Below are 15315 nucleotides of genomic sequence, written 5' to 3'. Positions count from 1 at the left end.
CGGTGTAGGGTTTCCGTGGCCGGGGCGCGGCAATAGTAGGTGGCGTTTCAGCCGTCCGCGCCCGGAGAAAACCGCTGGCGACGACTGCGCCGCCGACGGCAAATCATCAGAAACATCGCATAATAAAGTCCTGATGACGTCTTGTCGGCAATACCGGCGACGGCTAGGGGAAACACTGCGTGAACACCTGTCGTATAAACTTTGCTGACGTGGCAGAGAGTTGACGCACCGGTGCGTCGCCGGCCTCCTCCGGCCCCGTACGCCGACAGCGTCGTCTGCACCCGCCCACGCATCACCCTGTCTCTTGAGTGAGAGGCGACCCACCATGCCGCTGCATGTTCCCCCGGCCCCCGCGCCCGCTCTGCGCAGCGTTCTCGCGGCACTCGGCTCCCCCACCGCGGTCCGCGAGGCCCGAACGCCCGCTCTCCGGTCCGCCCAGGGGCCGCTGAGCCCCGAACTGCCGCTCCCCGTCCATGTGCTGGACGGGATCGGACCGGGCGGGATCGCCCCCGCCACCCGGCTCACCGCCTGGCGGTTCGTGATCCGCGACGCGGAGCGCGCCGTCGCCGCGGCGGACACCGTGCTCACCCCGGACGGCTGGGCCTTCTCGCACTTCTTCGAGGGCCCGTACATTCCCGCGACGGAACTCGCCCTGCGCCAGGCCGAGACGGCTGCCCCGCGCTACCAGCCGCGGCTGCTGTCCATCCCGGAGCTCTACATGCTGGCGCTGTGGCTGCACGCCGACGCCGAGGCCGACGCGTCGGAGGGCTCGCTCGCGCCCGCCGATCTGCTGGTGCCGCTGGCGCCCGCGCCGCCGGGCATCGCGGCGCACCGCGCCCACCGGGTGGCCGACCTGCTCCGGGTGCTGACGTCGCGCATCGCCCCGGGCCCCGGCCCGCTGCTCGGTTCATCGGCCTGACGAAGCGTTCCGCCGGCCCGACGAAGGCGCCTCCGCCCCGGTCCTGTGCCCCGCCGCCGTTTCCCGGTGGCGGGGCACAGGGCTTCTTTCCTCCGGGCGCGGCGCACAGCGTGGCGCGCGGCCTCCGGGGGGCGCACTTCCGCCCGTTGGGACTAGCCCGGTCCGGCCACCCCGAACCACCCGAAAGGACAGTGCAATTGCGGTGAACCGTCCGGGCGGGTGACACGTCATCGGAGTAGGCGGAAGTGCTGCCGCGAAATCCCTGCGGAAAGGCTTCCGTGGGGCAACACTGGGACCGGAGCCATCGATACGGGGGAAGCGGTCATGAACGCCTCGACGAACCGCACGACATTCACCACGACGCAGCGAAAGATCCCATCCATGTGCCAGCACCAGCCGCCCTGCCCCACCGCCGACTCAGCCGACCGGGAGGCCGCCCGCCTGGTGGCGCACCATCCGGAACAGGGCTGGAGCCTGCTGTGCAACGGAGTCCTGCTCTTCGAGGACACCGGTGAGCTGCTCCCGGACGGGCAGATCATCGCCCCCCACCGGCCCCTGGCGACCGACCGGGTGATGCGGGCCGCCTGACCTGGCAGGTACAGACGGGGGCCGGCACGGAGGGAATCCTCCGCACCGGCCCCGACGCGCGCCCGTGCCGTCCCCGGACGTCCGGGCGCGGACGTCCGGGCGTCAGTTGTCGTACTCGTCCAGGGGCGGGCAGGAGCAGACGAGATTGCGGTCGCCGAAGGCGCCGTCGATCCGGCGCACCGGCGGCCAGTACTTGCCCACGGCCGAGACACCGGCCGGGAAGACCGCCTCCTCACGGCTGTAGCCGTGCTCCCACTCACCGCCCAGCATCGCCGCGGTGTGCGGCGCGTTGCGCAGCGGGTTGTCCTCGGCGCTCCACTCCCCCGAGGCGACCTTCTCGATCTCGCCGCGAATGGCGATCATCGTGTCGCAGAAGCGGTCGAGCTCCGCGAGGTTCTCGCTCTCGGTCGGCTCGATCATCAGCGTGCCGGCGACCGGGAACGACATGGTCGGCGCGTGGAAGCCGTAGTCGATCAGCCGCTTGGCGATGTCGTCGACGCTGACGCCGGTCGCCTTGGAGATCGGCCGCAGGTCCACGATGCACTCGTGGGCGACCAGGCCCGCGGGACCGCTGTACAGGATCGGGAAGTGCGGCTCCAGCCGCTTGGCGATGTAGTTGGCGGCGAGCACGGCGACCTGCGTCGCGTGCTTCAGCCCCTCCCCGCCCATCAGGCGGACGTACGCCCAGGAGATGGGCAGGATGCCGGCCGAGCCCCACGGGGCGGCCGAGACCGGGCCGACCCCGGTCTCGGGGCCCGCGGTCGGCTGCAGCGGGTGGTTGGGCAGGTACGGCGCGAGGTGCGCGCGCACGCCGACCGGGCCGACGCCGGGGCCGCCGCCGCCGTGCGGGATGCAGAAGGTCTTGTGCAGGTTGAGGTGCGACACGTCGCCGCCGAACCGGCCCGGCTTCGCGAGGCCGACCAGGGCGTTGAGGTTGGCGCCGTCCACGTACACCTGGCCGCCGGCGTCGTGCACCTCGGCGCAGATGTCCGCGACGTGCTCCTCGAACACGCCGTGCGTCGACGGGTACGTGATCATGAGCACGGCGAGCTCGTCGCGGTGCTTCTCGATCTTGGCGCGCAGGTCCTCGACGTCGACCTCGCCGTCCTCGGCGGTCTTCACCACGACGACCTTCATCCCGGCCATCACCGCACTGGCGGCGTTGGTGCCGTGCGCGGAGGACGGGATCAGGCAGACGGTGCGCTGGTCGTCGCCGTTGGCCCGGTGGTAGGCGCGGACGGCCAGCAGGCCCGCGAACTCGCCCTGGGAGCCCGCGTTCGGCTGGATCGACACCGTGTCGTACCCGGTGACCTCCGCCAGGCGCTCCTCCAGCTCACGGATGAGGGTGAGGAAGCCCTGGGCCTGCTCGGCCGGGGCGAAGGGATGCAGCGCGCCGAACTCGGGCCAGGTGATCGGCTCCATCTCGGTGGTCGCGTTCAGCTTCATGGTGCAGGAGCCGAGCGGGATCATGCCGCGGTCCAGGGCGTAGTCCCGGTCCGCGAGCCCGCGCAGGTAGCGCAGCATGGCCGTCTCGGAGCGGTGCTGGTGGAAGACCGGGTGGGTGAGGAAGTCCTCGGTGCGCAGCAGTTCCTCGGGCAGCGCGTCGGCGGCCCGGTCGTCCAGCGCGTCGATGTCGCCGTCGGCGCCGAAGGCCGCCCAGACGGCGGCGATGTGCGCGCGGGTGGTGGTCTCGTCGCAGGCGACGGAGACGAGGTCGGCGTCGACGAGCCGCAGGTTGACGCCCCGCTCGCGGGCCCCGGCCACGACGTCGGCGGCCCGGCCCGGGACGCGCACGGTGAGGGTGTCGAAGTAGCTGTCGGTCACCACGTCGACGCCGGCGGCGCGCAGGCCCTCGGCGAGGACCGCGGCGTAGCGGTGGGTGCGCCGGGCGATCAGCCGCAGCCCGTCGGGGCCGTGGTAGACGGCGTACATGGCGGCCATGACGGCGAGCAGCACCTGGGCGGTGCAGATGTTGCTGGTGGCCTTCTCGCGGCGGATGTGCTGCTCGCGGGTCTGGAGGGCCAGCCGGTACGCCTTGTCGCCGTCCGCGTCCACGGAGACGCCGACGAGGCGGCCGGGCAGGCTGCGGGCGAACTTCTCGCGCACGGCCATGTAGCCGGCGTGCGGGCCGCCGAAGCCCATCGGGACGCCGAAGCGCTGTGTGGTGCCGACCGCGATGTCGGCGCCCAGCTCGCCCGGCGAGGCGAGCAGCGTGAGGGCCAGCAGGTCGGCGGCGACGGTGACGATCGCGCCGAGCTCGTGGGCCTGCTCGATGACGGGGCGGAGGTCGCGCACCGCGCCGGAGGCGCCGGGGTACTGCACCAGGACGCCGAAGACGCCCCGCTCGGCGAACTCGGCGGGGATGCCGTCGGAGAGGTCCGCGACGACGACCTCCACGCCGGTCGGCTCGGCGCGGGTGCCGATGACGGCGATGGTCTGCGGCAGAGCGTCGGCGTCGACCAGGAAGACGCCGTTCTTGACCTTGCCGACCCGTCGCGAGAGCGCCATCGCCTCGGCGGCCGCGGTGCCCTCGTCGAGCAGGGAGGCGCCGGAGGTGGGCAGCCCGGTGAGGTCGGCGACCATCGTCTGGAAGTTGAGCAGCGCCTCCAGCCGGCCCTGCGAGATCTCCGGCTGGTACGGCGTGTACGCGGTGTACCAGGCGGGGTTCTCCATGACGTTGCGCAGGATCACCGGCGGGGTGAACGTGCCGTGGTAGCCGAGCCCGATCATCGGGGTCAGGACCTGGTTGCGCTCGGCCAGGGCGCGCAGCTCGGCCAGGACCTCGGCCTCGGTGCGGGCGCCCGGCAGGTTCAGCGCCTCGGCGCTCCTGATGACGTCGGGCACCGCGGCCGCGGTCAGCTCGTCCAGCGATCCGTAACCGACCTGGGCGAGCATCTTCGACTGCGCCTCGGCGTCGGGGCCGATGTGGCGCCGCTCGAACGGAATGCCCTGCTCCAGCTGGGAGAGCGGAGTGCGACGGGGGGTCATGGTGGAGGCCTCCTGGTCTGTCACGACCTGCGAGGGGCACCCCTGCGCGGGTGCCCGAACGGCCTCCCCCTCTGTCATCTCGACCTGAGAGCTTCACCGGCGCACCCCCGCGGGGCACCGGCTTTCACCGTCGGTGAGGAAGGGAACCGCACCGGCACCCGGCCGCACGGAACCCGCCCTGCTTTCCAGAGTGACCTCGTCCGTGCGGTACGGGGGCCTGAGAGATTCCGGGGAGGATTTGCTCCTTCGGCGCCTACGGAACGGATTCCGGAGGCTCTCCCGCACGGGGTCAGCGGCCGTCACCAGCCTACCAGCGGGGTCCGGGACGGATTTCTCGAGTGGCCAACCCCCGGATTCTGCATTTCTGTAGTGCTTGTGGAGTAGGCCGCGACCAGTGGAGGGACCGTGCAGACCGACATCGATCCGCGCAGCCTGATCGGCCGCAAGGCGTTCGACCGCAGGGGCACCAAGATCGGAACCGTGGACGAGGTGTACCTCGACGACGCGACCGGAGTGCCCGAGTGGGCGGCCGTACGCACCGGACTCTTCAGCCGGGACGCGTTCGTCCCGCTGGAACCCAGCGAATTCGTGGAGGACACCCTCCGCGTCCCCTTCGACCGCGCACTGATCAAGGACGCGCCCGACTTCGGGGTCGGCCGCCATCTCTCACCGGAACAGGAGCTCCAGCTGTACCGCCACTACGGCCTCGACGCCTCGCCCGGCGAGGCCGCCCCGGACCGGGACTTCGGCCGGCTGGCCGGCCAGGAGGAGTAGTCCCCCGGGTCGCTCACCAGCGGCAACGGGTCGGCCGGCCGCAGCTGCGGGTCGTCGGTCCGGAACGTCCGCACCCGGCCGGGCGCCGACCCGGGCGCCTCGAAACGGACCGTGACCCGCCCGACCCCGCTGCCCTGCACCCAGCCGTGGCCGTGGACGTCGTGGTGGACGTCGTGGCCGGGGGCCCAGCCCCGGGCCGCGAGCCGTTCGCCGGTCTCCGGGGCCGTCTCCGCCGCGCCGGGCGCCGCCCCGCCGGACTCGGGCTCGTCCCCCGCGTCCGTCCCGGCCGTGTCGTCGCCGGCGGCGGCCCGCTCGCCGGCGGCCTGGGCGAACAGGTCCTCCTGGGTGTAGTCGGCGAGGCCCGTGACGCCCACGCCGAGCAGCCGCACGCCCCCGGTGGTGTCCACGGCCTCCAGGAGCCGCGCGGCGGCCTCGCGGACCACCGCGGGGTCGTCCGTGGGCCCGCGCAGCGTCTCGGAGCGGGTGAGCGTGGAGAAGTCGTAGCGCCGCACCTTCAGCACCACCGTGCGCCCGGACCGGTGCGCCCCGCGCAGCCGCTGGACGCACCGGTCGGCCAGCCGCTCCACCTCCGTCCTGACCCGCACCCGGTCGTGCAGGTCGGCGTCGAAGGTGTCCTCGACCGACACCGATTTCGCGTCCCGTTCCGCGACCACGGGCCGGTCGTCGTGGCCGAGGGCCATCCGGTGCAGCGCGACGCCGTGCGCCTTCCCCAGCAGCCGCACCAGCTCCGCCTCGCCCGCCTCGGCCAGGTCCTCGACCGCGGTCATCCCGGCGCGGCGCAGATGGTCGGCCGTCGCGGGCCCGACCCCGGGAAGGATCCGTACGGACATGGGGGCCAGCAGCTCCCGCTCCGTCCCCGGCTCGATGAGTCTCAGGCCGTCCGGCTTGGCCTGCTCGGAGGCGATCTTGGCCAGCATCTTGGAGCCCGCGAGCCCGACCGAGCCGGTGAGCCCGGTGACGGCCCTGATGACCGCGCGCAGATCCGCCCCGATCGCCAGCGCGGAGGCCGTGTCGTCGGCCGTCCCGCCGGCCTCCAGGTCGACGAACGCCTCGTCCAGGCTGAGCGGCTCCACCAGCGGGGAGAGCCGCCCCAGCAGCTCCATCACCTGGTCGCTGACCGCCCGGTACAGATGGAAGCGGGGCACCAGGTAGGCCGCGTTGGGCGCCAGCCGCCGCGCCTGCGCCATGGGCATCGCCGAGTGCACCCCGAAGCGCCGCGCCTCGTACGACGCGGTGGCGACGACCCCGCGCGGCCCGAGCCCGCCCACCACGACCGGCTTGCCGCGCAGGCTGGGCTTCGCCGCCTGCTCCGCGGAGGCGTAGAAGGCGTCCATGTCGAGATGCAGGATGGTGGGCGCGGCTCTCACACCTACCGATGCTGCCCTACGGCACTGACAATCGCCGTGCCCGGCTCACCGCCCGCTCAGCCCGCGCGGTTGCGCCGCCGCGCCAGCTCGTCCGCGGGGTTGTTGCCGATCAGCGTCTCGCCGGTGTCGACCCGCTCGCCGTGCAACTGCGACAGCGCGACGTCCACGTCGTGCCAGACCACGCCGACGGCGATCCCGAAGACCCCCTGACCGCCCTGGAGCAGGCTCACGACCTCGTCGGGCGAGGAGCACTCGTAGACCGTGGCCCCGTCGCTCATCAGCGTCATCCGCTCCAGGTCCTGGAACCCGCGGGCCCGCAGGTGCTGGACCGTGGTGCGGATGTTCTGCAGGGCGACGCCCGTGTCCAGGAACCGTTTGACGATCTTCAGCAGGACGACGTCCCTGAAGCTGTAGAGCCGCTGGGTGCCCGAGCCGTACGCGGGCCGCACACTCGGCTCCACCAGTCCCGTGCGCGCCCAGTAGTCGAGCTGCCGGTAGGTGATGCCCGCGGCGGCGCAGGCCGTGGGCCCCCGGTAACCGATCTCTTCGGCCGCTGTCACGCTGCCCCCCGCCACCGCAGCCGGTTTCACCGACTGCCTGATGGTGTGGCCGTGCGTACTCCCCTGCTGCGGGTACGGCCCACCGGCTGCCGTACCGTCGCCGCTGCTTCTCACGCCGACCTCCGTCCTTGACCTGCCACCTCGAAGGTAGGCAGTCACCCGGGGTGCGTCAACGATCGCCACACTCGGCACGCCGAGTGATAATCACCCTGAGGGTGGTTTCCCGTGCCGAGTGAGCGGGAAAGGCTTGTCGAATGCGCTGACGGCGGCCCCGTGGACGGTTACTGACTGCTGGTGCCGAAGTCCTCCGGTGAGATCTGGTCGAGGAACTCGCGGAACTTCTCCACCTCGTCCTCCTGCTCGTCCGGAATGGCGATGCCCGCGTCGTCCAGCACACCGTCACTGCCGTAGATCGGCGTGCCGGTCCGCAGCGCGAGGGCTATGGCGTCGGAGGGACGAGCGCTCACCTCGACGCCGCTGGCGAAGACCAGCTCCGCGTAGAAGACCCCTTCCCGCAGGTCCGTGATACGGACCTCGGTCAGCTCCTGGCCGACGGCCTGGAGCACGTCCTTGAAGAGGTCATGAGTCAGCGGCCTGGCCGGAGCCATGCCTTGCTGGGCGAACGCGATCGCGGTCGCCTCACCAGGACCGATCCAGATGGGGAGGAACCGGTCGCCTCCCACTTCACGCAGGAGAACGATCGGTTGATTGGAGGGCATCTCCACCCGGACACCCACAACGTCGAGCTCGTTCACACAGCAACCCTAGGACGTGCCCGCCGGGTTTGGGTAGTCGGGGCGGAGACGCGATCAGTGGAGGCGCACCCGCAGAGCGGTCTGCACCAGCGCGGAATGAAGCCGTACGGACAGCTCCGCGAGTTCCTTCGCGGTGGCCTCCGCATGTGCTCTGGTCTGGGGATTCCGGTGCCTGCGCAGAGGCGCGACGACCTGCTCGACGAGCCCTGCCTCACGGTCCGCCGCGGCCTTCATGGCACGCAGATGACGTGGTTCCAGACCGAATCGCCCCAGATCCGCCACAAGCCTGGCCACGGTCACCATCCCGGCGTCGTAGCCGCCCTCGGCGGTCGGGGCGACCAGACCGTACGCCTCCCACTCGTCGAGGTCGCCCTCGGTGACCTCGGCGGCCGCGAGCAGCTCGGCGCGGCCGATCCGGGCCGCCGTGACCCGCCCGGACTCCGCCTCCGGGCCGCCGTCGGACAGCTCCCGCAGCCCTCCGGACGGCAGCGCGACCTGCTCGCCGCGGGCCAGCGCGTCGAGATGCTCGCGGATGACCTTCAGCGGCAGGTAGTGGTCCCGCTGCATGCGCAGGACCTGCGCCAGTCGCTCCACGTCCGCGGCGCGGAACTTGCGGTACCCGGAGGGGGTCCGCTGCGGCTCGACGAGTCCCTCGGCCTCCAGGAAACGGATCTTGGAGATGGTGACCTCGGGAAACTCGTCCCGCAGCTGCAGGAGCACCGTGCCGATGCTCATCGGACGGTCGTCGGCGGTGGCGGTGCCGCGACCGGCACCGCCCGTCGGTGTTCTCAGCATGGACCTTCCCTGACGGGTCAGACGCCCCGCTGGCTCGCGTAGAAGACCAGCCGGTACTTGCCGATCTGCACTTCGTCGCCGTTGGACAGGGCGACGGAGTCGATGCGCTCCCGGTTCACGTAGGTGCCGTTGAGGCTGCCCACGTCGCCGACCGTGAAGCTGCCGTCGGGGTTCCGGCGGAACTCCACGTGCCGACGCGACACGGTCACGTCGTCGAGGAAGATGTCGCTCTGCGGATGCCGGCCGGCCGTGGTCAGCTCGCCGTCCAGCAGGAAACGGCTCCCGGAGTTCGGGCCGCGCCGCACCACCAGGAGGGCCGAGCCGGACGGGAGGGCGTCGACGGCGGCCTGGGCCTCGGGCGAGAGCGACGGCAGGGCCGTCTGCCCGGTGGTCTCCGAGTCGTACGCCTCCAGACCGGAGATGGAGATGGTCGAGGTCGTCTCCGAGGCGCGCTCGGGGATCCCGCCCCGCAGCGGCACGCCGCAGTACGAGCAGAAACGACTGTCCGCGGTGTTGTGGTGCCCGCACCTCGAACACACCATGGCCGCACCCTCCTGCCTCGGGGTGAACCCTCCACCTGTACCCGAGGTCGACGGTTCTCCGGAACCTATGCGGCCGGCACCGGCGGAGTCGGCGGACGACGCGCCGTCACCGCCCTGGCCGGACCTCTCGTCGCGGAAGAGCGGGCGCTGCGAGCCCGCCTCGTCCGCCTGACCGTGGCGCGGCGCGCGATGGCGGGCGGCCTCGTCGCGAGCGCTCTTGCCGAACAACTTCCCAAACAACTTCACGGGCGATTCCCCTTGACCGAAATAGACCCGCCCGTGGGGCAGGACGAACCCTGAACGAACACACCTGCCGACCCGGACAACTTCACAACGTCCGTATCCACTCGACAGTTTCCACCACGCACCGCCATGACGGCGCGGCGACCCCCCGCAACCTCCCGCACGTGTTTCCCGAACCTTCCCCGTCGCGGCCTCACGAGGTCGACGACCGAGCGTAGTCAGGCCGCTGCGCCCGTCGCAAGACGTCCACGACGATGTCGTCGACCCGTTCCACATGCACCGTGGCCTGCTCCTTCTCCAGTGTCTGCACCACACCGCCGGGGATGTTGAGCGCGGGTTCCAGATCCTGCGGCTTCCCGATCACCTTGAACACATACGGTGCGGTGATCTTACGACCGTCGACCCTCACATCGCCGCCATCGCCCGAGAAGTACGTGTTGGCGACCACTCTGACCCCGTTGACCTCGATCGCCTCGGCGCCCGCCGCGCGCAGCTCCTGGAGCGCGTCCAGCAGCATGTCGGCCTTGACCCCGTTGCCGGGGTCGTTGACGGTGAGGGTGATCCCGGGTCCGTGTGCGGCCACCGTGCCCGCGAGGATACCGAGTTGCCGCTCCTTCTCGACGGTCTGTCTGCGCGCCTCCTCGGCCTGGTCGGAGCTGTTCTCCAGTTCCGTGCGCTGGGCGTCCAGGCGCTGCTTCTCGTCCTCCAGGCGCTGTGTGCGGTCGTCGAGCTCGTCGAGGATGCGCACCAGGTCCTCCTGGCGGGCGCCGCGCAGGGCGCTGTTGTCGCTGGTGGAGCGCACCTGGATGGCCAGGCCGAGTCCGAGGACGAACAGCAGGAGCGCGACGACGAGTTGGGCCCGGGTCACCCTCGGCGGCCAGAGTCCGGCGATCAGCCGCTGGCGTCCGGTGAGCGGCACGCCGGCGCCGACGGGCCGCTCGTCGGCCGGGGTGTCGCTGCCGGCCGGGGCGCCCGGGCCGGCCGGTTCGCCCTGGCCTGCCGGTTCGTGCTCGGCAGCCGGTTCGCGCTTGTCGGGGAGTTCCGCGTCGTTCATCGGCGTCAGGCCCGGAAGACGTGCCGGCGGATGGCCGCGGCGTTCGAGAAGATCCGGATCCCGAGCACGACCACCACACCGGTGGACAGCTGGGCCCCGACGCCCAGCTTGTCGCCCAGGAAGACGATCAGCGCGGCCACCACGACGTTCGACAGGAAGGAGACGACGAACACCTTGTCGACGAAAATGCCGTCGAGCATGGCCCGCAGCCCGCCGAAGACCGCGTCGAGGGCGGCGACGACGGCGATCGGAAGGTAGGGCTCGACCACCGCCGGCACTTCGGGGCGGACCAACAGTCCGACCACCACTCCCACGACGAGGCCCAGTACGGCGATCACGATGTGCCCTTCTCTGTCTCTGCCGCACCACCGCCGGTGTCTGCGGCCCGGTAAGGCTGTGCTGTTCGTACGATCAGACTCGGGGCGACCGGGAGGCTCACCTTCTTCTCCACTGACAGGCTGGTCCGGATGTCGAAGGTGTCCTTGAGAGCCTGCAGGTACTGGCCGTCGTCGCTGTCCTGGAAGGCTGTCGCGAGCCGCTTCCCGTCCCCCACCGCCAGCACCGTGTACGGCGGCACGAGCGGTCTGTTGTCGACCAGTATGGCGTCACCGGCGGCGCGGATCGCCGAGAGGGCCGTCAGGCGCTGCCCGTTGATCGCGACCGCCTCGGCCCCGGACTGCCACAGGCCGTTGACGACCCTCTGGAGATCCCGGTCGCGCACCCGCCCGGTGTCGGAGAAGCCGCTGCTCTCCCGCGGTCCGCCGCCGCCCGGCTCGGTGTTCTTCGCGTCGTCGACCACCAGCTTCACCCCGGGCCCCCGCACCGGTGTCGCCCCGGAGAGCAGCGAGACCAGCTCGCCCTGGTCCCCGCCGTGCTTCTCCAGCGCCTTGCGCTGGCGTTTGCCGACGTCGTCGCGGAGCCGGTCGACCTGCTCCTCCAGGGCGTCGGCCGCCGCCGTCTCGTCGTCGATGCGGTCGATCAGTTCCTCGCGCTCCTTGGCGAGGACGGGCGCGGAGACCCTCGCCTGCGCGGCGCCCAGCGTGACGACGAGGGCGGCCAGCACCAGGCAGGCGGCGAGTCCCAGCTTCGACCTGAGGCTGCGGGGCAGGCCCGCGCTGCCGTCGGCCCTGCGACGCGCCGCCGCCTCGGCGTATCCGTCGTCCAGGCTGTGGTCCATCACGTTGGTCAGCAGCGACATGGACGCGTCGGGACGCGCGGGTGTACTCCGATCGGGGGTCTGCTGCGACATGCCGCACATCGTCGCACGGCTCCGCCCCTACCGCCGAATGGGCCCACCGGTGTGCCCGGGACGTCCCCGGGCACACCGGCGCATCGTCAGTGACCTGCGCTCTCCACGACCGCCGCCCACTCGTCCAGCAGGGCCTGCGCGGACGCGTCATCCGGTCCCTCGGCCCACAGATGGGTGAGCGCCTCCGCCGGGTCGGGCAGCACCATCACCCATCGCCCGTCGGCCTCGACGACCCGCACGCCGTCCGTGGTGTCGACGCTGCGCTCCCCCGCGGCCTCGACGACCCGGCGCATGACCATGCCCTTGACCGCCCAGGGCGTGGCCAGGTCGCGGCGCAGGACGTGGGCGCGCGGGATGCGCGCGTCGATCCTGCTGAGGGTGAGCTGGGTCCTGGCGATGAGCCCGAGCAGTCTCACGAAGGCCGCGGCCCCGTCGAAGACGCTGCTGAATTCGGGAACGATGAAGCCGCCGCGGCCGTCTCCTCCGAAGATGGTGCCTTCCTCCCGCCCCACCCGGGTCAGGTCGTCGGGCGACGTCGTCGTCCATTCGACCTGTGTGCCGTGGTACGCCGCGACCTGCTCGGCGACCCGTGTCGTGGTCACCGGCAGCGCCACCCTGCCGCTGCGCCGCTCGGCCGCGACGAGGTCCAGCATCACCAGGAGCGCCCGGTCGTCCTCGACGATCCTGCCCCGTTCGTCGACGAGGGAGAGCCGCTCGCCGACGGGGTCGAACCGCACCCCGAACGCCGCCCCCGCCGAGGAGACGATCTCGCCCAGCCGCACCAGTCCGGCCCGTCGGGTCTCGGCGGACTCGGTGGGCCGGGACTCGTCGAGGCCGGGGTTGATGGTCAGGGCATCCACGCCGAGCCGGCCCAGCAGGCTGGGCAGGACCAGGCCGGCGCTGCCGTTGGACGCGTCGACGACGACCTTGAGGCCGGCGTCGGCGACCCCGGTGGTGTCCACGTTCCGCAGCAGCGAGCCGGTGTATGAGTCGAAAACGCTGGACGGGAAGTGCAGATCCCCGATCTCCCCGGGGAACGCCCGGCGGTATTCCTGGCGGGCGTAGACGCGGTCCAGCTTCCGCTGCCGCGCCTGGGACAGGTCGGCGCCCCGCTCGTCGAAGAACATGATGTCGACCGAGTCGGGCACGCCGGGCGAGGTGCGGATCATGATCCCGCCGGCGCTGCCCCGCGCGGTCTGCTGGCGGGCGACGGGCATCGGCACGTTCTCCAGGTCCCGTACGTCGATGGCGCTGGCCTGGAGCGCCGAGATCACCGCTCGCTTCAGGGCGCGTGCGCCACGGGAGTGGTCGCGCGCCGTGGTGACCGTGGAGCCCTTCTTGAGGGTCGTGGCGTAGGCCCCGGCCAGCCGGACGGCGAGCTCCGGGGTGATCTCGACGTTCAGGATGCCGGAGACGCCCCGTGTGCCGAAGAGGTGGGCCTGTCCCCGCGACTCCCAGATCACCGACGTGTTGACGAAGGCCCCGGCCTCGACGGTCTTGAAGGGGTAGACGCGGACGTTGCCCTGGATGATCGACTCCTCGCCGATCAGGCACTCGTCCCCGATGACCGCGCCGTCCTCGATCCGGGCCGCGCGCATGACGTCGGTGTTCTTGCCGACGACGCATCCGCGCAGGTTGCTGTGCTGGCCGATGTAGACGTTGTCGTGGATCACGGCCTTGTGCAGGAAGGCGCCGCTTTTGACGACGACGTTGGAGCCGACGACCGTGTGCTCGCGGATCTCCGCTCCGGCTTCGATCTTCGCGTAGTCACCGATGTAGAGGGGGCCCCGCAGTACGGCGTCGGGGTGCACTTCGGCGCCTTCGGCCACCCATACGCCGGGCGAGATCTCGAAGCCGTCGATCTCGACGTCGACCTTGCGTTCCAGGACGTCGGCCTGGGCCTTCACATAGCTCTCATGGGTGCCGACGTCCTCCCAGTAGCCCTCGGCGACATAGCCGTAGATGGGCTTGCCCTCCTTCATGAGCTGGGGGAAGACGTCGCCGGACCAGTCCACGGAGACATCGGCTTCGACGTAGTCGAACACCTCGGGCTCCATGACGTAGATGCCGGTGTTGACGGTGTCCGAGAAGACCTGGCCCCAGGTGGGCTTCTCCAGGAAGCGCTCGACCTGTCCCGCCTCGTCGACGATCGTGATCCCGAACTCCAGGGGGTTCGGGACCCGCGTCAGGCATACCGTGACCAGCCCGCCCTTCTCCTTGTGGAAGGCGATGAGATCGGTGAGGTCGAAGTCGGTGAGCGCGTCACCGGAAATGACGAGGAACGTGTCGTCCTTCAGCGCCGCCTCGGCGTTCTTCACGCTTCCGGCGGTGCCGAGCGGCTTCTCCTCGTTGGCGTAGCTGAGCTCCATTCCGAGCTCTTCGCCGTCCCCGAAGTAGTTCTTGACGAGCGAGGCGAGGAATTGGACCGTGACGACGGTTTCGTTGAGCCCGTGTCGCTTGAGCAGCCGCAGCACGTGCTCCATGATCGGCCGGTTGGCGACCGGCAGGAGCGGCTTGGGCATGCTTGAGGTCATGGGGCGAAGACGAGTGCCTTCGCCGCCGGCCATCACGACGGCCTTCATGTCGGAATCGTCCTCCTTGAAGAGACGATGGTCTGGCCGACTTCGCCCGTCGGGGCACTATCCGGGTCACCAGTGGCGGGCCGGCCACGCTGCGCGGCACCGCTTCAACGGGCTCAATCGGCTGCTGCGTCCGCCTTGACGAGCCGGCGGACCTGAACCACGTAGAGGATCCCTGCCCACCAATACAGCGTTGTACCCCAACCTGCGAACGCCCATCCGAAAATCGCGGCCAGCGAGGCAAGCCAACCACTTCCGTCGCTGAGCAGCAACAAGGGGAACGCGTACATCAGGTTGAACGTGGCGGCCTTCCCGAGGAAGTTCACCTGGGGCGGCGGGTAGCCGTGGCGTCGCAGGATTCCCACCATCACGAGGAGCATCAGTTCGCGGGCCAGCAGGACGACGGTGAGCCAGAGCGGCAGGATCTCGCGCCAGGTCAGGCCGACGAGCGTGGAGAGGATGTACAGACGGTCCGCGGCGGGGTCCAGGAGCCGGCCGAGGCTGCTGATCTGGTTCCATCGCCGGGCGAGCTTGCCGTCGAGGTAGTCGCTGACGCCGCTCAGCATCAGCACCAGGAGGGCCCAGCCATCGCTCTGGGGGCCGCCGAATACCGGGCGGAGAATCAGCCACAGAAAGAGCGGAACGCCGACGAGGCGAGCCATGCTGAGGATGTTCGGGATGGTGAGTACCCGGTCCGTCTGAACCCGAGTCTCCTGGACCTCCACCCGGGGGCCTCCTGATGAAGAACGTACGAATGATGCCCCTCGACCCTACCCGCAGCCGTCTCGCCGGGGCGCACAGGGGTGAAGGGGTGACAGCAGGCGTCCTTAAACGCAGGGAAGCCCCGTACCAGAACGGTACGGGGCTTCCACAAAAAGAGT

Annotated in this window: 14 protein-coding genes and 1 riboswitch; of the genes, 3 read left to right on the top strand and 11 right to left on the bottom strand. The window is 70.9% G+C overall.

Going from position 1 to position 15315, the window contains the following annotated elements:
• Window positions 1-325 precede the first annotated feature (325 nt).
• A complete protein-coding gene (locus WA762_RS33020; RefSeq protein WP_335941071.1) occupies window positions 326-919 on the top strand; it encodes a hypothetical protein in 594 nt (197 codons plus the stop codon).
• Between the two features lie 381 nt (window positions 920-1300).
• Window positions 1301-1507 (top strand): DUF5999 family protein, encoded by a 207-nt coding sequence (locus WA762_RS33015; protein WP_335941070.1) that lies wholly within the window; start codon window positions 1301-1303, stop codon window positions 1505-1507.
• A 102-nt stretch (window positions 1508-1609) separates the two neighbouring features.
• Here WA762_RS33015 and gcvP read toward each other — a convergent pair whose 3' ends face one another.
• Window positions 1610-4495, bottom strand: a complete 2886-nt coding sequence (gene gcvP, locus WA762_RS33010) for an aminomethyl-transferring glycine dehydrogenase (protein WP_335941069.1) — start codon at window positions 4493-4495, stop codon at window positions 1610-1612.
• A 195-nt stretch (window positions 4496-4690) separates the two neighbouring features.
• A riboswitch (glycine riboswitch) is annotated at window positions 4691-4787 on the bottom strand.
• 113 nt (window positions 4788-4900) lie between these two features.
• Between gcvP and WA762_RS33005 the strand changes: the two genes are divergently transcribed.
• Window positions 4901-5269: a PRC-barrel domain-containing protein gene (locus WA762_RS33005; protein ID WP_335941067.1), complete on the top strand. Its 369-nt coding sequence runs from the start codon at window positions 4901-4903 to the stop codon at window positions 5267-5269.
• On the opposite strand, the gene WA762_RS33000 is transcribed toward WA762_RS33005, so the two are convergent.
• The 10 genes from WA762_RS33000 to WA762_RS32955 form a co-directional block, all read right to left on the bottom strand.
• Entirely contained in the window at window positions 5194-6657 is a 1464-nt protein-coding gene (locus tag WA762_RS33000) for a DNA polymerase IV (RefSeq protein WP_335941066.1), read from the bottom strand. The two genes, WA762_RS33005 and WA762_RS33000, sit on opposite strands and share 76 nt — an antisense overlap.
• Before the next feature lie 56 nt (window positions 6658-6713).
• Window positions 6714-7331 carry a MerR family transcriptional regulator gene (locus WA762_RS32995; protein WP_335941065.1) on the bottom strand — a complete coding sequence of 206 codons (618 nt, stop codon included), beginning with the start codon at window positions 7329-7331 and terminating at the stop codon, window positions 6714-6716.
• Between the two features lie 167 nt (window positions 7332-7498).
• Entirely contained in the window at window positions 7499-7972 is a 474-nt protein-coding gene (locus tag WA762_RS32990) for a bifunctional nuclease family protein (RefSeq protein ID WP_335941063.1), read from the bottom strand.
• Window positions 7973-8026: 54 nt separating this feature from the next.
• Window positions 8027-8767 (bottom strand): transcriptional regulator FtsR, encoded by a 741-nt coding sequence (ftsR, locus tag WA762_RS32985; RefSeq protein WP_335941061.1) that lies wholly within the window; start codon window positions 8765-8767, stop codon window positions 8027-8029.
• Between the two features lie 17 nt (window positions 8768-8784).
• On the bottom strand, window positions 8785-9555 hold the full coding sequence (locus WA762_RS32980) for an FHA domain-containing protein (RefSeq protein WP_335941060.1): 771 nt from the start codon (window positions 9553-9555) through the stop codon (window positions 8785-8787).
• Window positions 9556-9745: 190 nt separating this feature from the next.
• Window positions 9746-10606 carry a DUF881 domain-containing protein gene (locus tag WA762_RS32975; protein ID WP_335941058.1) on the bottom strand — a complete coding sequence of 287 codons (861 nt, stop codon included), beginning with the start codon at window positions 10604-10606 and terminating at the stop codon, window positions 9746-9748.
• Window positions 10607-10611: 5 nt separating this feature from the next.
• Window positions 10612-10944 (bottom strand): small basic family protein, encoded by a 333-nt coding sequence (locus WA762_RS32970; protein ID WP_003970459.1) that lies wholly within the window; start codon window positions 10942-10944, stop codon window positions 10612-10614.
• A complete protein-coding gene (locus tag WA762_RS32965) occupies window positions 10941-11804 on the bottom strand; it encodes a DUF881 domain-containing protein (RefSeq protein ID WP_443080739.1) in 864 nt (287 codons plus the stop codon). Before WA762_RS32965 ends, WA762_RS32970 begins: the two co-directional genes overlap by 4 nt.
• Window positions 11805-11941: 137 nt before the next feature.
• Entirely contained in the window at window positions 11942-14437 is a 2496-nt protein-coding gene (locus tag WA762_RS32960) for a mannose-1-phosphate guanyltransferase (RefSeq protein WP_335941024.1), read from the bottom strand.
• A 113-nt stretch (window positions 14438-14550) separates the two neighbouring features.
• Window positions 14551-15159 carry a CDP-alcohol phosphatidyltransferase family protein gene (locus tag WA762_RS32955; protein ID WP_335941022.1) on the bottom strand — a complete coding sequence of 203 codons (609 nt, stop codon included), beginning with the start codon at window positions 15157-15159 and terminating at the stop codon, window positions 14551-14553.
• Window positions 15160-15315: the final 156 nt, after the last annotated feature.

Source organism: Streptomyces tyrfis, from assembly GCF_037034285.1.
In the GTDB taxonomy this organism is placed as follows: Bacteria; Actinomycetota; Actinomycetes; order Streptomycetales; family Streptomycetaceae; genus Streptomyces.
This window is presented reverse-complemented; position numbering and strand designations above follow the sequence as displayed.